Below are 25134 nucleotides of genomic sequence, written 5' to 3' on the forward strand. Positions count from 1 at the left end.
TCACTGCCGCACTTCTGTGAAATCGGACAAGCACAAGAACGCTAGACGGCAGCACTATCCGGGCGAGCGGATTAAGCCACACTCCGAAGTAGAGCGTGCCCCACCCATGAACAAATTTTGAAAGCACGGCACCATCAAGCATCCGAGATTTTTATCTTAAATTCTCATTAATCCACTTTACAAAAAGAAAATCCGCCCCTCGATGCTTTAATCGCCACCGCTTTAAATACAAAATACTTTAGGAGCTATGTGTCGCAATCCATCTCAAGCTTCCGCATGATCACGGACGGTTCGAGTCCGTGCGTCAGAAACTGAAGCCACGTGGGTGCCCGTACAAAATGCAGCACGTATATCGCGCGATCTCCAACCAATTCCCAACCAGAAGGCCGCTCCAGTTGCCGGTGATTTTTTGGATCACTTGGGATATGAACAAGGTGGTCGACGGACATGACAACGCACTCAGGTGATGACCGTCCTACTGTCGTCGAAGCAGCGCCGACAACGATGAATGGCAATTCAATGTCGCCGCATATCAAACCTCCCGTCGAAGGATGGCGCTTCGGAATTTTATCGAGGCGGCTTGGGAATTCGTCAAAAAGGCATTCTAAAATGTGAATGACAGCATGCAGTGATGTGCGGATACCCGCGCTCGGCGCGAGCGGTCGAACTGCTGATACACATGTAGCGTTCCGAAGGCTGCGGGCAGGCCAGTGAGAAATCGCACCGCCTGCCGCAGCGCTAACCGCTATTACCGCACCCCATCCACGCCACTGCCGAGCCGCCTACCGGCGCGCGGCTCGACATACACGGTTTCGCCTGCCCCCAAAACTCCCGGCACGCTCGCCATCCCGAGCCTGCTTGCCTGACTGGTTCGACAATGTGCGTCGATATCTTGTCATCGTCAACAAGCTCGGCACGGCGACCCACGCATCTTGTGCGACTCGTCGGCGCCTCCCATGTCCTCACTACCCGTATGATTCTCCATGCGCATGATCCCAAAGCAACGACGCAACAACCCAGAATGCGCGGCTATTCACTTTCCCCGGTCACGGGCAAATTAATGTAGCAGCACTGTCAATGGCAAAGTCATCACGCAGATCACTTTGCCGAAGACATTCACAACACCGTCTACACACAACTCATTTTTACAACCAACGAAAATCTGTCAACGACCAACACAAATCAACCAATTTTCAAAAAAACACCCCATCAAAGAAAACCAAATTAATAGATGCGTCGTCATCGAGCAATTCCACTATTCCAATTTTTGATCGCCTGCATTATGATGCACCCACTCGGCACCAGTCGCTTTCAGAAAACCCGAATCAACTCCCATGATCAAAATATGAATGAAACTTAACGCCCTGCCAGTTTATAACCAACTCGCCTCCACCCTAGCATCACTCATGCCCTCGAAGTATGGCCACTCACCCCGCGGGGGTCACAACGAAAATACTCGGCGACCGTGCGGTCATTTTTTTGAAAAAGAATTCCAACCTCACTTTGGAACAGCACATCGCCAATCACTCAAATATTGAGAATTTCTTATATTTTAGAATATTCACCTACGACGACGATTCAAATCACCTCCATGATTTCATGTACGGGCATTCGCCCCTGCACATATTCACCCGTATAACTTCCCCACTCGAGCCAGCATGTGCGGCCGCTCGCCCATCTCACGAGGCCTTCAATCATGAAATACTACCGACGTATCCCCTTCATCATCCGCCTTGCCTTGAGCGCAACGCATGTTTTCGCGGCCGATGGCACAATCACGTTTACAGGCACGATCAATAGTGAAACCTGCCAAGTGACCGTTAGCAATGTGCAAGTCGTATTACCAGCAGTTCAAGCGGCCACCCTGAAAGCTGATGGCGCGACAGCAGGCGACACGCGTTTCGATATTCAGTTGACGGGCTGCGATCCTCAAGCCAGCAATAGTGTGCGCGCAGCATTTGCGAGCGATACCCACATGGATCCTCAGACGGGGAATCTCATCGTCGATCATGGCGATGGAGATGCCAAGAATATCGAGATCGGGTTGCGCAACCTCGATCATTCGCCGATTCACGTGGGAGATCCAGCCGCCGCCCATGCGTTCCCGATCAATCAGGACGGGAACGCAAGGCTCACGTATATTGCCCAATACGTGGCGACCGGCGGCGCGGCAGAATCAGGCACGGTCAAGAGCGACGCCACCTTCACGTTGAACTATCAGTGACGCCGGGCGCGGAAGGTACGCTTGCTCTGTTTGCCAGTTCCAATACCCTATCCGCGCCCGATGGTCATTCCCAAACCAGCAATGTCAATGCCGCGCGTTTAGTCATTGTGCCTCGCACGAAAGAGATAACTAGCCCCCGTCGTCGGTTAACCATCTGATTGGTGCGTTCGCTTGCAAAATAGGCTCACACGCCTATCGTCGGCGCGTCCACCGACCACCTTTCCTTCGAGGACCGAACCTTAACCCTATGTGACTTGCTGGCCTCATCGCGACCACAGCCACAAGCGATCGTCGCACACGCACACCCCACGCTCGCCTCGCCAAAACAGGCTATTTTTTTGCGGAAAACAAGCACTATCCGATTTCTTTCCGCATATTCACCCCCTTTAATAGAATTGGCCGTGGCGAGTTCCACCCTCTCTTGTCACGACTTGGCCCGAGAGAGTAAATTTATTTGCCGCCCCCGACGGGCGGCATTTTTTATGCGCTGAACACGTGCAACATATTCGGGAGGTAAGCCGCCTGTCTAACCTGACAGTGGTGAATGAAACTTGTCAGGACAAACATAAGGGCGCCGGGCGCGGGCAACATGACGGCAGCGGCAGAGCTTTGCATGCGGACGTTTCCGGGATTCGCCTTCGGGCCCAGGGTGCCTAAGGCGTTACCTCTCATGAAGCAGATTCGGGAGGTGCCCAAGGCGATATAACCCAAGCGCTGACTTAGCGTCGCGCGGCCGCTCCCTTTAGGCAAACGTCCAGCTTGCCCCCGGACACTGCAAATTCAGCCATTGCCTCGCCAATTTCAGAAACATCCGATAGCACCCAACTCGATAGACGAACATACTTTGTATGTGGGCACTGCATGCTCACTACTCTAGACGCCCTCTAGATCTCTCAAGGCTATTGGCCGCCCCGTTGGGGCGGCATTTTTTTGTCCCGTCGACACGCGGCAACAGATCGCTCAACCAGCATCTAAATCATGCGAACCTTTCCCTCCTGAGTGCCACCTACTGGTCACATTCGGACCGCACCGAGCGACCCCAGCCCATCAAGCGAAATTCAACGGCTTCGCCTGACCTGCCCGGCATCCGTATCAGCTCCGCCAATACCGATTCAGACCACCTCGATCGGCGGCAGCGAGCATTTTTCAGGCAAAGCCGATGCCGGTGACGACATGGAATCAGACTTTTCCACCCGCCAATCCGAAACGGCTGATTTTTGCGCGCATTACAAATTTATAACATTGATCGACGGGGAAGGCTTGCTTGCAAGGTACAGCGCTCGATTCGGCGCCCAATCTCATTTTTCGACCAATCATATCGCAAAGTAGTCTCGCGTTTACCCTGACACCCTCAATCCCAATTGGGCTCATCATCGTTTATATAATCAAGGAATATTATGGAGACCGATAATCAGCCGAAGTTGCGCAGCCGCGATTGGACTAATCACTTGAGCGTGATGCGAACTATCCCATCGCTGGTTGCAATTGTAGGTGCACTTACCATTGCCGCCGTGATACCGGACAAACGGTCCGCGGATTCACCACCCAAGCTATACACGATCCAGGGCGACGTGTTTCCGATCGGCTGCACCACGCAACAAGCGCTGCAGCGTCTTGTCACATCCAGCAATCCGCAACATTCCGATATGACTCTGGGCGATGCGCGTGCGACCGCAAATTCCGGTCACTGCGTCGCATTCTCCGCGGGCGAGCGGGTTCGTCTGGTGGACGAGCGGCCAGGTGTCGGATTTGTCAAGCTTCAACGCAACGCCAACTCCCAGGCTTACTGGGTGATGAAGGAGTTAGTGGGCAAACCACAGCGGAGCTAAATCCCGCCCGTCATCCGGACAAGCGTGGCAGATCTCGGCAAAACGCCACAAACCTGAGCAATCGAATCAGGCTGGATTGGGCCCGCGAATCAGCGCGAGGCCCATCCAGATCGCGAATACCGCCACCTTGGCCACCCACGTGGGCGCTGCGTCGATCAACAACCAGAACGCCCCGTGCCAAATCAGCGGCATGTCATTCATCGATTTCCCCTTCCGATTTCCCTGTCGGCCAGCATCGCGTTACGAACCGCTGGTGCTGGCAACCGAGGTCGTGGATGCAGGCTGCGCCCCCCCCGGCACGGGCGTGTGATCGGCCTGCATCGCAGGCATTGCACACACCTGCGCCGTACCATGCCCCTTGCCGTCGGTGGTGAAACCAAAGCGGCACTGATCACCCGGTTTGTTCGACCAACGCACGGTCAGCGGGTCCTTCGGCGACACGCCACGCACATACACCGTGCCGCCCTGGCCGACCACCCCCACCTTGTTGCCCTTCACATCCAGCACATCCGCACCCATCGGCACCGGCTCGCCGTTGGCGCGCTTCACGCGCATCACCACCGGTGCCCCTATCTTAGTCGCGAACTTCGCCTCCACCACTGCCCCGGCACGTGGCACCACGTCCTCACTGGTTTCTTCCAGTTCGGCGTTGTCCGACATCTGGCTCGGATCCAGCACCAGCGTGTTCTCCCGGTACGGCGTCAGGAATGGCACGATTGCATAGCCCGAGCCATCGACCGTCACACCCGGCGTATTCGTGACCTCCGCGCCCTTGGCGCCGTCGGCCCTGACCAGGCCGATCGCGTCGTCGGCGCCCACGGCCTGCCCGAAGGTGATGCCGCCCTTGTGTACCACGGCCGAGCCTGACATACCGAAGGACAGCTGGCTGTTGCCGTCGCTTGCCGACGCCGATGCGTTGACGGTACCCTTGGCACCGTTGTACGTACCGTACGCGCCCACCGACTTCGACTGCTGGTCACCCGCCGAGTAGCCCGCGTTCAGACCGTAACTCCACTCGTTATTGTGACCTGCCGTGCCGCTCGCACTCGTATTGAACGTCGTGCTCTTCTTGCCTTGCGACACAGACATATCCAGATCCGAGAACAACGGATGGCTATCCATGCGGTGGCCGCCCAGCGGAATCGACACACTCGCGTAGATCTGGTTGTTCACGTTGCCGAATGCATCCCGCACGCGCTGCAGCGACAGACTGTAGCCACCCCAGTGCGTCGTGCCCGAGTAGCCGATCTGCATCTGCAGGTCATTGCCCGGACGATTCCAGTAGTCGGTGAGGCTGCCCATCGCGTAGAGCGATCCCGTTCCGATCGGCTGGTTGATGTTCAGTTGCACCCGGCTGCGCGAACGGTACAGATCCTGCGCCGGGTAAGACCCGAGGCTGGCGGCATTGCGGGCATTGACCGCGTCCTGCAGGCTATAAAAACCTGCCGTCGAGTAGCGATACGCGGCCACTGTCAGGTTCGTGTCCGTCTTCGGCAGGCTCTTCGCGTAGCTCAGCCGCCAACTCATCCCGGTCTGCGTCGGACCGTACGGGATCGACGTACGTGCTCCTGTCACGTCCAGCGCGAATGCGCCGTACGGAGTGTTCAGCGCCGCGCCCAGCAGGGCGGCCATATACCCCTCTGACGCCTGCACGCCCCCGTAGCCAGTGATCAGATTGTTGAGGCCCCGCCGATAGATGCCTTGGAATATGTATGGATGCGAATGCGGGCCTTCGCCGTAACCGCGATACTGACCCGCCGCAAAGCTGTACCGGCTTGCGCCGGCACGCAGCAGCTGTGGCACCGTCGCATAGGGCACCGAATACGTGCGTTTGGTACCGTCCGCCTCGGTGATCGTCACCCGCAGGTCGCCACCGTAGCCGGTCGGGTTCAGGTCGCGAATCGCGAACGGGCCCGGCGCGACTGTAGTCTGATAGATCACATACCCATTCTGGCGGATCTCGACCTTGGCGTTGCTGTGGGCAACACCCCGCACGACCGGAGCATAGCCCAGTTCCGAATCCGGCAGCATTCGCTCGTCACTGCCAAGTTGGATCCCGCGCAACGCAAAACTGTCGAACGTGTCGCCGGTCGTCGAACTGTCGCCCAGCGTCAGCGTCGACTTCCACTTGGTCAGGTCGCGCTGTGCATACGCATCCAGTTGTTGCCACTGCATCCCGCCATGTTCGTCGTAGTTCAGCGTTGAACGTTCACGGAACCGCCACGCGCCGACGTTGACGCCCGCCATCAGACCCAGATACATGCTGTCGTTCGGCGCGCCGTTGCCCATCGAGCGATAGGCGTTGAAGTCGTACTTCAGGATGCCGGCCGTAATCCCCGAGTCCCAACGAGACGGCGGAATCCATCCGCGGTCGGTGTGGCGCAGCGCAATCTGCGGAATGCTCAGTTCCAGATGCTGGTCGGACGCATCATAGTGAAGGGACGCGCCAGGAATCCGCTCCGCCAGGTTCACGCACTGCTGCGCGTCGCCCTTGGCGGACGACCACTGGCTCATATCGACACCGGCCGCCTCGAGCAGCTCGCGTGTCACGCACGGCTGCGCACTTCCCTTGCCATGCGCCGTAAAATCCACCGCTCGATGGCCGATCAATTCGCCGTTGACGTACAAATCCACCATGTAGGTGCCCGGCATCACCGGGTTGTCGTGCTCAAAACGCGTCACATCGACCGCCTGACCCGACAGAAAGCTCGGATCGAACTGCACGTTTTGCGCATCCTGATCTGCTGTTGCCGGCTGAGACGTCTCCGCGTGCGCGGTCGCCGTCAACCCCAGCAGCAAGATCGCCCATCCATAGTGATTCCGCACGTCCCTATTCCCCTATGTCTTGCGCGCGACGCGCGCGATTCATTTACTGTGCCGTTGCCTTGCCCTGCGTCGTCGCACCGTAGTCATTGATCCACGAGTAATCGACCTGCATCGGTCCGGTCGGCCGTTGCTTGACCTTCGCTAACGGGAAATCCATCGACGTCATCGGCTTAACCATGCCCTGACCGGCATCGACCGCTTGTCCGCCCGCCTGGAGCTTGATCGAGTCGTACGACACAGAGAACGGCGTCGGGTTGTCGGCGTGAAGCGCAAAACCGCCCTTGGCGCCTGGCACCACCGACCATTTGATTTGCTGCGGACTGTCAGCCGGCGAACCCTTCAACCCATTCGGCCGGAAAAACAGCTTGATGCGAGTGCGATAAGCCAGTTGCAGCGCATTACTGCCATCGGCGTTTTTCGATTTCGGCGGGATTTCCAATGCGTTAAGCCAGTAAACCGATTCGCGGTCCTGGGCCACGGCTTCGTGCGTGTATGACAGTCGCAGCGTCTGCCCTTTATTCGGATTCAACCGGAAAATTGGCGGCATCAGCGTAAATGGCACCTGGATATCCTGCGGATTCGCCTTTGCATCGCCGTTATCGATCCACGCCTGAATCAGTTCGGGCTGCGTGCCCTCGTTGGTCACGCGCACGTCGACTTCCTTGCTTGCCTCGGGATACACGACGCGCGTGCCCGACAGGACAATACCGGCGTGCGCGGACGTCATCAGGCAGCACGCCAGCATGCCAGCCAGACTCAATACTCGTTTTTTCATGGTGATCTCCTGATTCAAAGGCCGGAGATCCGTTTCCAGCGGATCTCCGCACCTGCGCTCATTACTGGTAGGTCAACGTGAAAGTCGCGTTGGCATTGACATCACCCTTTCCTGCCGCACCGGTTGCGTAGTACTGCGCATAAAACGGCATCGTCGCACTGCCACCATCGTCAATCGCAATCGGAGTCGACGACGATCCGTCGCCAACCTTGATCACTGAATAGTCCCCGTTCAGCAGTTGAACATTCACGTTTTGTGCACCAGCACTGGTACTGGTCAGCGTTCCAGTGTTCGGATCAAAATACTGGCTCGAGAACGAGGTGGCGACCTTCTTGGCGGCGTCGGCACCATGATCACAGCCCGTCACGTGAATCGCGAAATATTGTTGACCGGAAGTATCCCCGGCAGCATTCAACGTCTGAGCCTGGACGGTCGGCAACGTCACGGTCTTGGTTTTGTCAGCGTCGCTGACCTGGCACGTTTGCGCGTTCACCGAGCCTTTAAATGTCAGCGTGCCGTCACCTGCAGTTGTATCCGCAAACGCATGCGTGGCGCACATGCCAAGTGCAATCATCAGCGGAAGTTGTCGAGCAAATTTCAAAATAGGGACCTCACAAATAAAAAAACATCTGCTCCGGAAGGAGCTCACCGGCCTGCGAACTGGCCGACCTTTCAGGCATGCGCCCGGATATACTCGCCGCCAGGAAGACCCAACAGCGAACACAACACTGCATCTCTCGTGTCAACTGTGCGTTAAATGCATCAATTACTACATAGGACTACTATTTATTTTTGTACTGAACGTGACGATGTCACGATAAATATACAGATTTTTAGAACAAGATATCCTTCAGAATTATTCGTACGATAACGTCAGGGTCGCCTGGGCGTCCGCTTCGCCGCCTTTGATTTTGTCTTCAGTTTGGTAGTAAATCGCTCCGAACTTCAGATCGATGGCTTGATTGTCTTGGTTCGGTTGATACTTATTGATCGGAACATTTTGGCCAAGCGGGATGGAGGCGTTAGTGTCACTATCCAAAACCCGGACCCCCACTCCCGACGCACCGTCCGCATTCGACAATGTCATAACGCCGTTATTCGCATCATAGATACTCGAACCACCTGATGGGTTTAATTGATACGATAACGCCTTGATCCCCGCCGGGCACGTCATCGACACCGTAAAAGCAGCCTGATGCGCGTCATCCGTTCCCTTTCCGTGGAATGCCGATATCGGAATATTCGTGCCCATGTCCACTGGAGCTACCGTGTTAATCGTGCAAGGCGGGACCTTGATCGAACCCTTAAAATTGATTGTCGCCGAGTCCCCGCCATCGGCAAATGCATGAGTTGCACACAATCCCAGTGCAGTCGTCAGCAAAATCTGTTGGATAATTTTCAAACTGAACTCCTCAAAAAATAGAGGGATAAAAACGCGACTCCATTCAATGAAGGAGCATTATCATGCTACACACCGGAACAGATCCGGATATCCAGTCCGGTCAGCTCCCCCGATACCGACTCCATGCATCTCGGCTTGCTTACGTGGCTCCATCATCAAACAACGGGGCTCGATACAGATCCTATTTTGATGGAAAACACTAACCGACCTGCCCTGTCTTGGCGAAACTTGTCGCCCCAAGTGCGTTGGGGTTTGCGGCGACGAGCCACACACCCACACTATCGGCTACCCAAGGGACGCATGGAACACCCAAGCCAATTCACCCAGGAAATCCCTGCAACTCTGAACCGTAGTTTGAACGCCCTTCTTTCCCGCTCAATAAATGACACCGAACGAATGAAAGCGACATCACCCATTATGCCGAACTGCCCAGCTTTCAAAAATCGGGTATCAGACGAACGCCGACAGGAAAATTCTCAATCCAATACAGGAAAAATCCCATTCTGTTTTGCGCGGCAGCCAAGTACACATACTGCGAATGGGACTGAACCCTACCCGGCAAAATATTTAATTCTGGCGTGGCAACTGGGCATGACCCACCTATTCCGGTCACAATGACAAGGCAGCCTTATCTTCGCGTCGCTTAGTCGGCTCAAAACTCGCTTGCCCCTAACGCCCTTGCCGGGAAGTCGCTTATCCCCGGTCAAACATGGTGTTCACGATGGCATTGCGGAGCCCACGCTCAACTTTCACATACTTTAATAAGAAGAAAAATGGCGGAATGTGTCACTGCGCCCTAGTCATATGCATCGTAAGGACTGCTTGTGCATCCGCCGCTCCGCCTCCTTTGACTTGAGTGTCGGCCTGGATATCGCGAGCCTTGAAATCAACCTGAATCTGTCGATTATCTTTCCACGGATCGCACTGGATTACCTGATCGCTTTTCCAAAGCGGCATCGACGCATCAGGCGAACAGTTTGTAATTTTCACACCGGCTCCCGATGCGCCACTTTAATTCAACTAAATTGCTCCATTTTTTGGTCACCGACTACCTCCGAACCACCAACCTGATTAAATTAATAATACGCATCACTGAAACCCGCCGGACACGTCATCGACACTTCAAATAGCGCAGGAGTGGACATCGACCCCACGCCGCGAAAGGTCGCCGAAGGGACATCGCCCAAGCTCACTGATGGTACTGGATCAATTTTTCATAATGGGATCCGCTATCCAGCGAATCTGACGACAGAAGATCAGCAACAACGAGACCCATTTTCCAATAAGTCGAAGCTACAAAAAATCGGCCACCGCATGAGTTGAACTCAGAATAATCCGAAACATGTTTAAGGATAGTTATATTTTCAGCATCCCAGACCAAGATGCGCGCCTCCTTCGACACGACACCGCATTCGCAGGCATCATGATCTGTCGAGCCATAACGCTACGATGACCGACCATTCCGAGACCGTCGCTCCTATCACGCCGCCCCACCCCTAAAGCGAATTTCATCCGCGACGCAACCGACTGTTAAGTCAGTCGCTTCAGAATAACAACGTATGACCGTGCCGCCCGGCATGCCATTTTCCTGAAGTCCTTTCCACGGAGCAGCCCCATATGCTCAAAATCGTCCGGCTTGCCCTGGCACGACCCTATACGTTTATCGTGCTCGCGATGCTGATTCTCGTCGCAGGGCTCCTGGCCGCGTTGCGCACCCCCACCGACATCTTCCCGGACATCCGCATTCCAGTCATCAGCGTGGTCTGGAGCTACGCCGGCTTGCCACCGGACGACATGGCCGGACGCATCGTGACGCTCTATGAGCGTACCCTCGGCACCACCGTCAACGATGTGCAGCACATCGAGTCGCAATCGTTTCGTGGCTATGGGATCGTCAAGATCTTCTTCCAGCCGACCGTTGATATCCGCACCGCCACCGCGCAAGTCACGTCGATCTCGCAAACGATCCTCAAGCAGATGCCCCCCGGCACCACCCCCCCGCAAATCCTCAACTACAATGCGTCGACGGTGCCCGTGCTGCAGATTGCGCTGACCAGCAACACGCTCGACGAGCAGCAGCTCGCCGACTATGCGAGCAACATCATCCGCCCGCAGTTGCTGAGCGTTCCCGGCATCGCCATTCCGACGCCCTACGGCGGCAAGACGCGTGAAGTCCAGATCGATCTGGACCCGCAAGCACTGCTCGCGAAACATCTGTCTGCCGAGGACGTGGGGACCGCCCTCGCGCAACAGAATCAGATCATCCCCGCCGGCACGGTCAAGCTCGGCCGCTTCGAGTACAACATCAAGCTGAACAACAGCCCGCATGCGATCGCGCAGCTAAACGCGCTACCAATCAGGTCGGTCGACGGCACGACAATCACGATCGGCGACGTGGCGCACGTGCGCGACGGCTATCCGCCGCAAACGAACATCGTGCGCGTGGATGGCCATCGCGCGGTGCTGATGAGCATCCTCAAGAACGGTTCCGCGTCGACACTCGACATCATTGCCGGCGTCAAGTCCAGGTTGCCGCGCATCGAGCAAACCCTGCCCGCCAGCCTGAAACTCGTCACGATGGGTGATCAGTCGACCTTCGTCAAAGGCGCCGTCAGCGGCGTCGTGCGGGAGGGCGCAATCGCCGCCGCGTTGACGTCGCTGATGATCCTGTTGTTTCTCGGCAGCTGGCGCTCGACGGTCGTCATCGCTGCGTCGATTCCGCTCGCAGTGCTCGCAGCGGTGGCTGGACTGGCCGCGTCCGGCGAAACGCTCAACGTCATGACGCTCGGCGGCCTGGCGCTCGCGATCGGGATTCTAGTTGACGACGCCACGGTCACCATCGAGAACGTCAACTGGCATCTCGAGCAAGGCAAGGACGTTCGCACGGCGATCCTGGACGGTGCGCTGCAGATCGTCACGCCTGCCGTTGTGTCGCTGTTATGCATTTGCATCGTGTTCGTGCCGATGCTGCTGCTCGACGGCGTCGCCCGCTTTCTGTTTGTACCGATGGCCAAGGCAGTCATATTCGCGATGATCGCGTCGTTCGCGCTGTCGCGCACCTTCGTGCCGATGCTCGCGCAATACCTGTTGCGGCCTCACGCTTCGCAAGGCCATGCGTCGGGTCAACTGGCCGCCCTGATGACGCCTCGCCACGCGAGCCCCAGCGGATTCCCGTCGCACAATCCGCTGGTGCGGTTTCAGCGCGCCTTCGAGCGTCGCTTCGAAAGCACGCGCGCCGTATACCGGATCGCCCTCGGTCTCGCGCTGACTCATCGCAAACGATTCCTGGTTGTGTTCGGCATCGTGGTGGCCTCATCGTTTGCGCTGGCGCCTTGGCTGGGCCGGAATTTCTTTCCGGACATCGACGCCGGAGAGATCGCGCTGCACGTGCGTGCGCCAATCGGCACCCGGATCGAGGAAACGGCCGCCGAGTTCGACCGTGTCGAGGCCATCGTGCGCCGCGTCATTCCACCCGGCCAACTGAAGGAGGTCATCGACAACATCGGGCTGCCCAACAGCGGGATCAACCTGACATATAACAATAGCGGCACGACCGGTGCCCAGGATGGCGACATTCTCATTTCGCTGGCGGCACATCACGCGCCCACCGCGCGCTACGTGCGCGAGCTTCGCCAGATACTGCCGCGTGCCCTGCCGGGATCGACGGTTTCGTTCCTGCCGGCCGACATCGTCAGCCAGATTCTGAATTTCGGCGCACCTGCGCCGATCGATGTGCAGATTGCCGGTCCCGACCGAGCCGGCAACCGCCGCTACGCCGAAGAGCTGTACCGCCGGATGCGGCTTGTCGCCGGGATCGCCGATACACGCATCCAGCAGGCCGCCACCTATCCGGAGATGACGATCGCCGTCAACCGCACCCGCGCGGACGAGCTCGGCATTACCGAGCAGGACGTCACGAATTCGATCGTCGCGAGCCTGTCGGGCACCAGTCAGGTCGCCCCCACGTATTGGCTCAATCCCCAGAACGGTGTCTCCTATCCGATCGTCGCCCAGATCCCGCAATACTGGATCACCTCGCTGGCGAACCTGCGCAACCTGCCCGTCACCGGACACCTGGGCCAATCCCAGATCCTCGGCGGCCTGGCGACGATCCAGCGCAGCGTTGGCGACGCGATCGTCACGCATTACAACATCGAACCGGTCGTCGACATCTATGCGACGCCCCAAGGACAGGATCTGGGCGCCGTGGCAGGTCGAATTCGCACGCTCATGCACGCCACCGCCAAAGACGTCCCCAAAGGCTCGGTGGTCACCCTGCGCGGTCAGGTGCAGACGATGAATCAGGCATTCACCGGGCTGCTGCTCGGCCTGGCCGGCGCGATTGCGCTGATCTATCTGCTCATCGTCGTGAATTTTCATTCGTGGCGGGATGCGTTCGTGATCGTGAGCGGCCTGCCCGCCGCGCTGGCCGGGATCGTCTGGATGTTGTTTGCGACGCACACCCCACTATCCGTGCCGGCACTCACCGGCGCCATCCTGTGCATGGGCGTGGCCACCGCCAACAGCATTCTGGTTGTCAGCTTCGCGCGCGAGCGTCTCGCGGCGTCCGGCAACGCGCTCGTCGCCGCACTGGAAGCTGGGTTCTCGCGCTTTCGGCCCGTGCTGATGACGGCCCTGGCGATGATCATCGGCATGGCGCCGATGGCGCTCGGGCTCGGCGACGGCGGCGAACAAAATGCGCCGCTCGGGCGCGCCGTGATCGGCGGTCTGCTGTGCGCGACGGTTGCCACACTGGTCCTCGTACCGGTTGTCTTCAGTCTCGTGCATCGTCGCGACACCACCACGTCCTCGCAGCAACCGTCTTCTTCCGAGTTTGGAGCCAACCATGTCCAATGAGATCACCGTCCAGTCGCCCAAGCGCCTACGCCATCTGAAAACCCTCGGCCTGGCCGCCACCCTCATCGCAGTCGGGATCGCAACCCTCGGGATCGCCGACCGGGTCCATGCCAGGCAGCACACCGCCCAATGGTCAGCCGCGCAGGCCATCCCAACCGTCGTGGCACGACGGCCCGCGACCGGCCCGGCCGATCAGGCGCTGGTGCTGCCCGGTCACCTGGCCGCGTTCGTCAACGCGCCGATTCACGCCCGCGTGTCCGGCTATCTGCACAACTGGTATGCGGACATCGGCACGCACGTCAAAGCCGGCCAGCTGCTGGGGCTGATCGATACCCCCGATCTGGATGCGCAGCTCAGTCAGGCACGCGCGGACCTGCAAGATGCCCGCGCCAACGAACAACTGGCGGCGACCACCGCGGCCCGTTGGACCCACATGCTGCAGGACGATTCGGTCTCACAACAGGAGGCCGACGAAAAAACCAGCGACCTGGCCGCGAAGCGGGCAATCGTCGCGGCGCGCACGGCGAATGTCGGACGCCTCACAGCCCTCGAATCCTTCAAGCGCATCGTTGCTCCGTTCGATGGCGTGGTGACCGCCCGCAAAACGGATGTCGGCGCGCTCATCAGCGCCGGCGACGGCGCGGGCCCGGAATTGTTCGCCGTTTCCGACATTCGGCGCCTGCGCGTGTACGTCAGCGTGCCCCAAAGCGACGCGGCCGCCATCCAGCCCGGCATGAACGCAACCCTGACGGTGCCCGAATATCCCGGCATGCGGTTTTCCGCGCAATTGCTGGGCACCGACCAATCGATTGCCGCATCGTCCGGCACCCTGCTCGTCCAGTTGACGGTCGACAATCCGACGGGACGGCTGATGCCAGGCGAATTCACCGAGGTCCATTTTTCGTTTCCCGCCGCACCTGACGCGCTGCGGATACCGGCGAGCGCACTGATTTTCCGGCACGACGGGCTGCAGGTAGCGGTGGTCGGCCCGCACGGACACGCTCGGCTCAAGCCGGTCCGCATCGCCACCGATCTAGGCACCGAAGTCGCGATTGCATCCGGACTCAGCACCGACGATCGGGTGATCGACAATCCGCCCGACTCGCTGGCTGCCGGTGACCCCGTACGGGTCGACTCGCCTGCCGACACACCGGCGACGCGCGATGGAGAGGCGTCCCATGGCTGAACGTCGCCTGAGTGCCGTGCTAATCGGAATCGTATTCATGAGCGGCTGCTCGTTTGCACCGGTCTATCGGCCTCCTGCAGTCGACGTACCGCCGACCTTCAAGGAAGCCGGCGCATGGCAGCCGGCCACGCCGGCCGACCGATTGAGCCGCGACGGGTGGTGGACCGTCTATCGCGACCCGACGCTCGATCGTCTCGAAACCAGGCTGGATCACGCCAATCCGGACATTGCACTCGCACTGGCCCGTCACGACGAGGCAGCGGCAGACCTCAATGCCGTGCGGGCTGGACGCTACCCGGCCTTCGGGCTAGACGTCGATGCCTCTCGCAATCGTGCATCGGCACATTCACCATTGCGCGCCGCACCGAGTGCCTCCACCTATCAAAGCTATACAATCGACGCCGACCTCGACTACGGTCTCGATCTCTGGGGCAAGGTCCGCAATGCCGTCCAGGCGGGGCGTGACCTCGTTCAGGCGAATACCGACGATCTGGCGTCGGTTCGCCTGAGCCTGCAGGCCAGTCTCGCCAACACCTACTTCACGCTGCGGGGGCTAGATACCGAACGCCAGCTGCTCGACCAGACGATCAGCACCTATCAGCGCGCCGTGGCCTTGACCCGGAGCCGTCATGCAGGTGGCATCGCATCGGGCCTGGACGTGACACGCGCCGAAACCCAGCTTGACACCGCACGCGCCCAGGCCGCCGATCTCGACGCGCAGCGGGCGCGGGCGGAGCACGCGATCGCGTCACTGATGGGGGTGCCCGCGTCCTCCTTTACGCTGGCGCCAACGCTCGCGCCCGCGCACCTACCGTCCATTCCGGCCGGACTGCCCGTTTCGCTGCTGGAACGCCGGCCGGACATCGCCGCGGCCGAACGGCGCGTCGCGTCCGCGAACGCACAAATCGGAGTGGCCCGGGCCGCATACTTCCCGGACCTGACGATCGGACTCGACGGCGGGTTCCTAAGCGACACGCTCGCGCCGTGGGTTGCCGCCCCCAACGCGATCTGGTCGCTCGGACCGAGCCTGGCCATGACCCTATTCGATGGCGGCCGCCGCCACGCCGTCACGCAAGCCGCGCGCGCCAAGCTCGCGGAGCAGGGCGCGCAATACAAAGCCGTCGTGCTGCGAGCGTTTCAGCAGGTCGAAGACAATCTTGCACGCCTGCATCATTTCGGCGACGAGGCAGCCGACGAGGGCCAGGCGCTGACTGCGGCGCGCCAGACGCTCAAGCTGGCGATGTCGCGCTATCGTGATGGCGTCGTCAGCTATCTTGATGTCGTCGCGTCACAGACCACTGAACTCAACACCGATATCGCCGCCCAACAGCTTGCAACACAACGCCTGCGCGCCTCCGTGCGGTTGATCGAGGCACTTGGGGGCGGGTGGCGTCGGCCGGCGTGTGCGCACGCTGACGCGACCTCGGGCACGAACGCCACGTGAGCGGCACTGGACGCCGGGGAGCCGGTTATCGAACAGGTCCGATTCCAGCAAAGGGACATGGGAGAGGCATTGCCTGCTCTTGCCGTCCCGGCATGGAGAGTGTGAAACTAAAGGAGCGTGTTGCCCACCAGTGGCAGGCAACACATGGCTTTGGGTCTCGACGAAACTTCGCCAACTCGCCGGCGCGTCCGACGCAGCAGTCCGCTACACACAAAAATCAGCAAAGTCCGAGCAAGCTTTGTCGGAACTCCGATTCACAGGATCCCGTGCGACTGCGAATATAACTTCGCGGGTGAGCACGTTCCTTTTATTACCCGCGCCTCCCAGCCTGGATGACCGCCCGCCCATCGGGCGGTCCTTTTTTCGTCAGCTTATGGGCCCTCCCTTCTTGCGCCTCCAGGTCGCTGCGTTCGGAAGACAGTGGATGACCTCCACGGAGGGCCCACCCACCTGCTCGCGATTTCGCGTCTCAGCTCTGAATAGAGTAAGCGTCCGGTCAGTACCCTCTAGTCATTGAAGTATCGATAAGCACAATAGGTCCCCACCAACGATAGGTGGGGACTCAGCGATGTGCCGAGTTCCGTCTCTGCGCAGATTCATGCCCGTTGACGCCGATCGCACCCTCTACGTGGCAACGGGTTTCTCCGGGCGGGGTTTATAAAGTATGCTCTGCGGGCAGGCAATGCCGTGGCGGTCGACCTGTGCGGCGAGCGCACGGGCGCGTCGGGCCGCTTGATCGATCTGTCCGCGTATCGGCTGCCGGATGAAGCCTTGTTCGACCGGTAATCATGTCATCCTCCTATCCCGAACATCTCGCGGGATTTCGCTTAATGAGAGAGCCTTCAAATGACCGGTTTCAAGGAGCCTGAATTCAATGTGGTGACCTGCACCTCCGGTGCGCGCACCTTTCTCACCAACGCGTTCCTGGTCGAACTGCCGAACGGTGTCGTGGCCATCGACGCCATGATGACCGTATCGGATGCGCGCCAGGTGCGTGACCGGCTAGATGCGCTGCGCAAACCCTTGCTCGCGGTGCTGATCACGCACGGGCATCCCGATCACTACAACGGTGTCGGCGAGCTGATCCGTCGTCTCGACTATGTACCGATCATCGCCACGCAGGGCGTCGACGAGGCGATGCGCCGTACCGACGATGCCAAGGCCGTCAAGTGGCAGCCGGTGTTCGGCGACGATTGACCGACACGACGCACGTTCCCGAATCGCCTCGTGCACGACGGCGACGTGCTGCATTTCGATGGCGTGCCGTTCGAGGTCAGGGAGTTCGGCCCGGGCGAATCGAACTGGGATCTCATCTGGACCGTGGGACGCCACCCGCGTGTCGCCTTCGTCGGCGACATGGTTTTCAACAACGTCCATTCCTTCATGAACGACGGCCATTCGGCGGACTGGCTGCGCAGCCTCGACGCGCTCGAACGTCTGTCCGGCGACATCGCGCTGTTCTACACGGGGCACGGGCAGGCGGACAAGCCACTCGACATGATTGCCGCGCAGCGTGCCTATATCGGGTGCTATCGCGCGGCGGTGGCCCGGCTCGCCAACGGCAATCGCAGCCTGGACGATGCAGGGAAGGCCGAGCTGGAGGCCATCATGAAGCGCGTCCTGCCCACGTCTGACCTCGACGTCTTCATCAAGGCGGGGGCTGATGCCGTAGCTGCCGAACTGGCGTTGCAGGTATCGGACCAGGCCATTTCCGCCGGCCAGCAGGCTCACTTCGAAACTTGAGGTTCATCTCATCCAGTGCGCCGCGGCTCAGTTCAGTATCGGCCAGTAAATTGCGCCAATAGCGGTAAGCGCCTGAGCAGTACCGTAGTTCAGGTTGTTGACGGCTGAGGTTCGCGGCGCTATCGGATGGGCTCGACGCGAGCAGTAGGCGACAGCGACGGTGCGACGTTCCACTGGAGTAGTTCGTCGACGCGGTTGGCCGGATGGTCGGCGATGCGCTCGAGCACGTAGGCGAGATACGCTTCGGGATCGAGGCCGTTCAGGCGTGCCGTGCCGATCAGGCTGTACATCACGGCGGCACGTTCGCCACCGCGAGTCGGCGCCGGCGAACAGATAGTTCCGTCTGTTATGCCGTGTCAAAGCCATTCTCAAATGTCCGCCTCTCGGCTAAGTTGAAATGTCCGGGCTTACGGGCTTGATGTTTGTTTCTCTTGGGTTACAGATCACGCAGTGTCGAAGAGCGGATCCTGAACGGGCAGGGTGCTTACGTGCGGTGGACTAGACTAAATCTGACAGTGGTTGGTTTTTCATGCTGGCGCGCATTGGCGCGAAGGGCGTAGCCCGTAGCGGCAATGCGCGCCGCGAACAGCAAGGAGTCCGCCATGACTCAGGAGCAGAAGGTAATTCGTGCCAAGGTCGGCATACTCGAGTTGGCCCGGCAACTCGGCAACGTCAGCCAGGCCTGTCGCGTGATGGGTTACTCGCGCGACAGCTTCTACCGATTTAAGGAACTGTACGATCGAGGCGGCGAAGCTGCGCTGCAGGAGATTTCCCATCGCCGGCCGCTGCTCAAGAACCGCGTGGACCCGCAGGTCGAGGCCGCCGTTGTCGAACTGGCCCTCGAATTGCCAGCCTACGGCCAGGTGCGTATCGCCAACGAAGTCCTCAAACGGCATGCCTTGTCCGTCTCGCCCCAAGGCGTCCGTAGCATCTGGTTGCGCCACGATCTGGAGACCATGCCGAAGCGCCTGAAGGCCTTGGAAGCCAAATCCGCCCAGGAGGGGTGGGTGCTGACCGAGGCGCAGCTCGTCGCGCTCGAACGCGCCAAGCACGAGAAGGAAGTGCACGGCGAATTCGAGTCCGAATGTCCGGGCTACTGCGGCGCGCAGGATACGTTCTATGTCGGCAGCCTCAAGGGCGTCGGCCGTGTCTACCAGCAGACTTTCGTCGATACCTACTCGAAGGTTGCGTTCGCCAAGCTCTACGATCGCAAGACGCCCTTGCCGGCGGCTGACCTGCTCAACGATCGCGTTGTCCCGTTCTTCGATGGCTTCGGCATTCCATTGCTGCGCGTGCTGACAGACCGCGGCACCGAATACTGCGGCAACCCCGAGCATCATGAATACGAGCTGTATCTGGCCTTGGAGGACATCGACCATACCCGCACAAAGGCCAAATCGCCGCAAACCAACGGGATCGTCGAACGGCTGCACAAGACTATGCTCAACGAGTTCTATCGCATCGTCTTTCGCAAGAAGATCTACGACTCGATCGCCACCTTGCAGGCAGACCTTGATGCGTGGCTCGACCAGTACAACAATGAACGAGAACATCAGGGGCGCTGGTGTTATGGCAAGACGCCGATGCGTACTTTCCTCGATTCGCTCGAACTCGCCAAGGAGAAACTCATCCCCCATTGATGACTCGTTCTTTGTCGGTCCGACTACCTGTCAGATCAAGTCCCGGCTAATACAGCTTACGCTTGCGTCACTGCCCCTTGCAGACCGGCGGCCAGGTTTGCGCGCAGGCTGTTGGACCTGTCTGCGTTCGGCGAGATCCACGATCACTTTCTCGACATCGGCTTGCGTGAACTCACGCTGCTTCTTTTTGTTCGGCTGAGTGGTGTTGCGATTCGTCTTGGTCGAGTCGCCTCGATGCGTTCGAGACGGTGCCTTACCGATTCGGCTGTTATCGCGCTGCGCCTGAAGCGCTTGCGCGATCTGCAGCACGTGACTCAGACGCTTGTGTTCGACGATGGCGCCTTGATCGATTTCGGCCAGCCGGTCGTACTGCCTGCACGGCAACACGCGACCCTCTGTTCGGAGTTCGATCCGCCCATCCGGGTACTCCCACACCTCGATCTGCCGGTCGATCAACTTTCGATTCTCCGGCGTGTCCTCCAGCAAGTACATTACCCGGTCGTACTGCACCGTGAGCGACCTCGTCACTTTTCGCGGCTCGCGCCACGTCAGCACCAAGTCAAGATTCTCATCGGCGCGCAACGGTCGGTGCGCATTGAAATCGCTCTTCGGCGGCTTCGCAAAACGTGCGTTGTAAGCGGCCATGAAGGAGGGCGCATACGCATTGGCGTCAGCCACCGTGTTGATCCCGCGCAATCGCATCTCCTTGACCAAGCGATCCTGCAACGTCAGATGTGCTCGCTCGACTCGCCCCTTGGCCGGACTGCTGTTCGCGCAAAACGTGTCGATGTTCAGCTCGTACATCGCGCGGCCGAAGTGCGTCACCCGATTACCAGTCTTACCTGGCGTTACGTTGCGGAACACGCTGTACTTGTCGCTATAGAACGCCCCCGGCTTGCCGTGGCAGTCGATGTACGCGCGCGTCGCCTCGAAGTAGCTGAAGGTCGATTCGGTCTGCGTGAAGTGCAGCATCATCAACCGGCTCGTCGCGTCGTCGACGTACACCAGCAGCGTGCAGGCCGGCGCCCGATCCTCGAACCATCGATGGTCACTGCCATCGATCTGGATCAGTTCCCCCAGGCACGCGCGTCGCGCCCGCGGTTGATAAACCTTCGGTGGCCGCTGCCGGCGCGGCACCCACAGGCCAGCGTCGGACATCAGCTTCCGGACCGTCTCCTTGGCCAGCCGAATGCCGTGACATTCCCAGAGCTTCTCGCAGGCCAGCGTCGGGCCAAAATCGGCGTAGCGATCACGGATGATCGACTGCACCCGGTCAGCCGTCGTGCTGTCCAATCGATTGTTGCTGGGCTTCGCGCGTCGTTGAGACACGAGACCTTGCGGCCCGTGCTCACGCAATCGGCCGACCAGTCGCCGAATCTGCCGCGTTGTCAGCCCGAGTCGCTCGGCCGCGCGCCACGGCTGAAGCTTGCCGTCCGCGACGTCCTGAATGACCTTGAATCTGTCCAGCTCGCGCATCGTCATCGTGATCCGTTCCGTTCCAGCCATCAAAGCCTCCGGCGCTGGATTCCCAGCGGCCGATCAGCTTACGATGGGTCGAAAAGCGGACATTTGAACTTGGCTAGAAGCGGACATTACAACTTAGCCATTACATGCCGATCTCGGCATAATCGAAATTATGTCCGGTCCACGATTATGTTGAGTGATCGTGGCGAGCCCCCGCTGTCAGGGCGACTCGCCCCTTTCAACTACACATAATCAAAGCGCTTGCAGAAACTTCAGCAGCGCGTCCGTCGGCTGGTAACGAGTGCCTCGGATATTGAGCGGCGTGATTGCGGCCAGGGCACGCTCCTTCATGGCCAGATCAGCTTCAATGTAGCCGTGGGTCGTCACCGGACTCTCGTGCCCGAGCCAAAGCGCAATGACCGTGAGGTCAACCCCGGACTGCAACAAGTGCATCGCTGTCGTATGGCGCAGCGTATGTGGTGAGATCGTCCGTCCGCGCAGCGAAGCACATTGGGCCGTTGCAGTGCTCACAGCCCGTGCGATTCGTTCGGCTACGTTCGATCGGGTCATCGGCTTTCCCCAGCGGTTAGGCAGCAGAGGTTGAGTCTCTTGCAAGCCGGCGAATTCGATCCAGCGGCGAATCTCGACGGCAGTTTCCTTCCACAGTGGTACGGTTCGCTGCTTCCGCCCCTTGCCGTGCAGGCGTACCGATGGTGTGATGTCGAGTTCCAGGTCGTCAACGTGTATGCCGATCAGCTCAGAAACACGAGCGCCGGTGTTGTAGAGCATCTTGAGAAGCACCCGATCCCGGCGGCCGTACCATGTCGTTGAGTCGGGTGCATCGACGAGCGCCTGAGCTTCGTTTCTGGACAGGAACCCGAGCAATGGCTTGTCGAAGCGTTTCATCGGAATCGCGAGAATCTGCTGGGCGAGTAACAGCGCCGGAGGGCATTGGTGGGTGGCGACGTATCGCGCGAAGGCCCGTATTGCCGCGAGCCTCGCATTTCGGGTCCGTACGGTGTTGTGCCGTGCAACTTCGACATGCGCGAGGAAGCCGAGAATCAGCTCCGCATCGAAGTCGCCCAGCGTCAGTTTGGCCGGTGGCTTTCCGAGTTTGCGCTCGGCATAGGCCAGCACCAGCCGGAAGGCATCCCGGTAAGCAGCTACCGTTCTCGGACTGGCGGCCTGCTGTTGAAGCATGCGTTCGGCAAAGAAGCGCTGAAGCAATGCCGCGAACTCAGTTGGTTCGGCGAGCAGCGGGTTCATGTCGATGCTCCTTCGGTATAGCGGTGGAAACGCTCGCCAGCGACGGCCATCAGTTCCGGGATGCCTGTGAAGTACCAGTACGTATCGACTACCTTCGCGTGGCCCACATAAATCGATAAGGCCGATAGACACCGCGCGATGTCCTCTTCCTGTTGATGGAAGCGCAACGCGCTGCGTACGATAAAGGTATGGCGCAGATCGTGTAGCCGGTGATGCATGTAATCTCCACGAGGCTGCCAGCCAAGCTGTCTGCAAAGCGAATGCAGCACATACAGCACCCTCCGCCGATCAACAGGTCGACCGTCGTCGCGCACGAAGAAGTGATCGGAGCCGGGACGCAAGACGAGGCGGTCACGTAATTCCGCGTATGCCTGCAAATGTGGCGGGACGGTCGCATGCAAGGGAACGAAACGACGCTGATGACACTTGGCGTCGCGGATATCAAGTACTCCAACCTCGAGATCCACATCGGCTCGGGTCAGTGCCAGCGCTTCGGAGATACGCAGTCCGGTTGCCGCCAGTAACCCGAACAGCGTGCGGTAAGTGGCCGGACGTAAGCTTCCGGGCGGCCCAAGGCGGTCAGTCTCTACCAGGAGGGTTCGCAGTTCTACGTCGGTATAGATATGTGGCACAAGCCTCGGTGTCCGGGGCCGAAGAGATTCCGCGGGGGTATGATCGTTTCCGCGTCCGTGCGCAAGCAGAATCTGGCAAAGCTGCGCAGCACCTCTATGCGCCGTGCCCAACTGATCCGGTTTGGACGCTTCGACGCCCGCGCCCATTCAGCTGCGAGTTCCAGAGTGAACGTCTCCGCGCCGCATTGATCGGCGAAGCGGGCAAACGATTCAAGCTGTCGGCCATCGATTATTAGCTCGAAGCCAAAGCTGCGGCGATAGGCAAGATATGCGGCCACGCGAGCCGTCCAGGTTACAGTGGCGCTCATGATGTGCTCCCCGGCCACGGCAGTGCGACGCTGCGCAAGCCTTCCAAATCGACACGCGCATACACCCTGGCTGTGTTCAAGCTCCGATGTCGCAGCAGGTCCGAGATCTCTTTGAGCGACACGCCGGCCTTCTGCAGCCGCGTCGCTGTCGAACGCCGAAGCACATGCGTACTGCAGAACTGATCCGCCAGGCCGCAGCGTGCTGCAAACGCACGATTCATTGCATTGCGGATGGCCGCTACGCTGAGGGGGACACCAAAGGGCGCACGGTGGCGCACGAATATGGCGCGACTATCGGTTCGGGGACGACCTTCCCGAAGATAACGAGTGAGGGCTTCGCCGGTCTGTACCGGCAGGGGCAGATGTTGCGTGCGCTGGCTCTTGGTGCGATGAAGCGTCACAATCCCGTTTCGCCAATCTACGCAGTCCAGCGTCAAGTGAGCGGCTTCATCTCCCCGCAGGCCGAGGTCGAGTATGCAGCGGGCGATGGCGTAGTCTCGTAGACCAACTGGATAGCTTACGTCGAACGCTTGCAGGAAGTGTCCGAGCTGAACGTCCGAGAGCACCTTCGGAGGACTCCGACGCGGCCAGTTTGCAATAGCTGGTAGTGTCGCTGCGAGTATCCGGGTATCGTCACCTGCATCGCACGAAAGCGTAAATAGCTGCGCAGGCTCGTGCAAATGACACCGCGCGAACTGGGTTTCCAGTGGGCTGCAAGGTCGTGCAGGAATGAGTCGATATCTCCAGTAGTCAGCCGTTCAATACTGGGAACGTTGCCCTCGAAGCGACTGGTAAAGAATGCCTCCAGGTGTCGCACACGGTAGGTGCACGTCGACGATGTCAAGCCACAGGTGTTCTGCAAATGATCGTGGAAACGCTGGAGCTCGACGGCCATCGGGCTCATCGTTTTAGTGGTCGTCGCGCCCGCATTGGGCAACAGCGCAAGCAGATGATGGAGCGCCGCCCGCGTCTCCGATACGACAGACCGGCACGGTGCCGGACAGCTGCAGGTGGGGAAGTGAAGTCGAATGAAGCGTTCGATAAGCGCGTGGTCAATGCTCGTGACAGCCAACCGCTCAGACATCATCCAGTAGCTGAAATGTGCGAGGCAGCGAAGATAGGCCCCGATAGTACCCCTTGCATAGCGTCGGTTCTGCAGGGCCTCAATGTATGAAGTGATGAAGTTGCTCAGTGGGCCGTTCAACAGCCAATCTCGGCGAGCAAGGTGCGCCAAGCATGCGTCGGTGGACATGGTGATCTCCCGCGTCAGGTTTGCGGAATACCATGAAACCACCGATTATTATGCTCAGTTCTGGCCGACCATGATCGGGTTGTTGGTGCGTTGGCGATGCCGCGAGACAACACTCCCTCGCTCAGGCCTCGGCATAATCGTGGACCGGACATAACGCCTTCCGAGAGCCAACACGCGTTTCAGTGCCAGCAGACCACCGGTCTCGCACCGCCTCAAAAAAATGGTTGAATCCGATAAAGATTTTCCGACACTCTGCTTCAATCGATTCCGAACAACGGGCCGATAT

At 59.4% G+C, this 25134-nt stretch carries 19 protein-coding genes and 1 pseudogene; 8 read left to right on the forward strand and 12 right to left on the reverse strand.

Translation table 11 applies throughout. From position 1 onward, the window contains the following. The first annotated feature begins 1696 nt into the window (after positions 1-1696). Together WS45_RS27800 and WS45_RS27805 are read left to right on the forward strand one after the other, a co-directional pair. A complete protein-coding gene (locus WS45_RS27800) occupies positions 1697-2224 on the forward strand; it encodes a fimbrial protein (RefSeq protein ID WP_059702654.1) in 528 nt (175 codons plus the stop codon). Between the two features lie 1397 nt (positions 2225-3621). Beyond that, complete coding sequence (locus WS45_RS27805) at positions 3622-4053, forward strand: hypothetical protein (RefSeq protein WP_059530958.1); 432 nt, start codon at positions 3622-3624, stop codon at positions 4051-4053. Between the two features lie 66 nt (positions 4054-4119). Here WS45_RS27805 and WS45_RS36280 read toward each other — a convergent pair whose 3' ends face one another. From WS45_RS36280 to WS45_RS35325, 6 genes are all read right to left on the reverse strand, one after another. Continuing rightward, positions 4120-4254 (reverse strand): hypothetical protein, encoded by a 135-nt coding sequence (locus WS45_RS36280; protein WP_257127702.1) that lies wholly within the window; start codon positions 4252-4254, stop codon positions 4120-4122. A 39-nt stretch (positions 4255-4293) separates the two neighbouring features. Further along, positions 4294-6852, reverse strand: coding sequence for a fimbria/pilus outer membrane usher protein (locus WS45_RS27810; RefSeq protein ID WP_244139228.1), 2559 nt, complete (start codon positions 6850-6852; stop codon positions 4294-4296). A gap of 70 nt (positions 6853-6922) precedes the next feature. Beyond that, positions 6923-7654 carry a fimbrial biogenesis chaperone gene (locus tag WS45_RS27815; RefSeq protein ID WP_059530965.1) on the reverse strand — a complete coding sequence of 244 codons (732 nt, stop codon included), beginning with the start codon at positions 7652-7654 and terminating at the stop codon, positions 6923-6925. Between the two features lie 61 nt (positions 7655-7715). Then, positions 7716-8228: a fimbrial protein gene (locus tag WS45_RS27820; RefSeq protein WP_059530968.1), complete on the reverse strand. Its 513-nt coding sequence runs from the start codon at positions 8226-8228 to the stop codon at positions 7716-7718. 282 nt (positions 8229-8510) lie between these two features. After that, on the reverse strand, positions 8511-9056 hold the full coding sequence (locus WS45_RS34190) for a fimbrial protein (protein ID WP_175981728.1): 546 nt from the start codon (positions 9054-9056) through the stop codon (positions 8511-8513). Between the two features lie 786 nt (positions 9057-9842). Then, on the reverse strand, positions 9843-10046 hold the full coding sequence (locus tag WS45_RS35325; RefSeq protein ID WP_156437298.1) for a hypothetical protein: 204 nt from the start codon (positions 10044-10046) through the stop codon (positions 9843-9845). 627 nt (positions 10047-10673) lie between these two features. Between WS45_RS35325 and WS45_RS27830 the strand changes: the two genes are divergently transcribed. The 5 genes from WS45_RS27830 to WS45_RS27850 all read left to right on the forward strand — a co-directional run bounded on the left by WS45_RS27830 (position 10674) and on the right by WS45_RS27850 (position 18286). Beyond that, positions 10674-13913 carry an efflux RND transporter permease subunit gene (locus WS45_RS27830; protein WP_059530974.1) on the forward strand — a complete coding sequence of 1080 codons (3240 nt, stop codon included), beginning with the start codon at positions 10674-10676 and terminating at the stop codon, positions 13911-13913. Then, the gene (locus WS45_RS27835) at positions 13903-15099 is read left to right on the forward strand and encodes an efflux RND transporter periplasmic adaptor subunit (RefSeq protein WP_059530977.1); all 1197 of its coding nucleotides are present in this window, start codon (positions 13903-13905) and stop codon (positions 15097-15099) included. The genes WS45_RS27830 and WS45_RS27835 overlap by 11 nt, the downstream gene beginning before the upstream one ends. Beyond that, positions 15092-16543 carry an efflux transporter outer membrane subunit gene (locus WS45_RS27840; RefSeq protein ID WP_059531032.1) on the forward strand — a complete coding sequence of 484 codons (1452 nt, stop codon included), beginning with the start codon at positions 15092-15094 and terminating at the stop codon, positions 16541-16543. Before WS45_RS27835 ends, WS45_RS27840 begins: the two co-directional genes overlap by 8 nt. A gap of 846 nt (positions 16544-17389) precedes the next feature. Then, a complete protein-coding gene (locus WS45_RS27845; protein ID WP_059530980.1) occupies positions 17390-17740 on the forward strand; it encodes an MBL fold metallo-hydrolase in 351 nt (116 codons plus the stop codon). 30 nt (positions 17741-17770) lie between these two features. Further along, positions 17771-18286 carry a hypothetical protein gene (locus WS45_RS27850; RefSeq protein WP_059530982.1) on the forward strand — a complete coding sequence of 172 codons (516 nt, stop codon included), beginning with the start codon at positions 17771-17773 and terminating at the stop codon, positions 18284-18286. Between the two features lie 119 nt (positions 18287-18405). Here WS45_RS27850 and WS45_RS34195 read toward each other — a convergent pair. After that, positions 18406-18631: pseudogene (locus WS45_RS34195) on the reverse strand (transposase domain-containing protein); the annotation flags it as partial. Positions 18632-18888: 257 nt separating this feature from the next. Here WS45_RS34195 and WS45_RS27855 point away from each other — a divergent pair. Then, entirely contained in the window at positions 18889-19926 is a 1038-nt protein-coding gene (locus WS45_RS27855) for an IS481 family transposase (protein WP_059702657.1), read from the forward strand. A gap of 30 nt (positions 19927-19956) precedes the next feature. On the opposite strand, the gene WS45_RS27860 is transcribed toward WS45_RS27855, so the two are convergent. The 5 genes from WS45_RS27860 to WS45_RS35910 form a co-directional block, all read right to left on the reverse strand. Continuing rightward, complete coding sequence (locus WS45_RS27860) at positions 19957-21432, reverse strand: ISNCY family transposase (RefSeq protein ID WP_059702655.1); 1476 nt, start codon at positions 21430-21432, stop codon at positions 19957-19959. Positions 21433-21642: 210 nt separating this feature from the next. Continuing rightward, a complete protein-coding gene (locus WS45_RS27865) occupies positions 21643-22656 on the reverse strand; it encodes a site-specific integrase (RefSeq protein WP_059530986.1) in 1014 nt (337 codons plus the stop codon). Next, positions 22653-23288, reverse strand: a complete 636-nt coding sequence (locus WS45_RS27870; protein ID WP_218921269.1) for a tyrosine-type recombinase/integrase — start codon at positions 23286-23288, stop codon at positions 22653-22655. Before WS45_RS27870 ends, WS45_RS27865 begins: the two co-directional genes overlap by 4 nt. Positions 23289-23592: 304 nt before the next feature. Next, positions 23593-24162: a tyrosine-type recombinase/integrase gene (locus tag WS45_RS36585; protein WP_218921270.1), complete on the reverse strand. Its 570-nt coding sequence runs from the start codon at positions 24160-24162 to the stop codon at positions 23593-23595. Further along, positions 24114-24848 (reverse strand): site-specific integrase, encoded by a 735-nt coding sequence (locus WS45_RS35910; RefSeq protein WP_208456503.1) that lies wholly within the window; start codon positions 24846-24848, stop codon positions 24114-24116. The genes WS45_RS36585 and WS45_RS35910 overlap by 49 nt, the downstream gene beginning before the upstream one ends. Positions 24849-25134: the final 286 nt, after the last annotated feature.

This window comes from Burkholderia sp. RF2-non_BP3, from assembly GCF_001522185.1.
Taxonomy (GTDB): Bacteria; Pseudomonadota; Gammaproteobacteria; order Burkholderiales; family Burkholderiaceae; genus Burkholderia; species Burkholderia diffusa.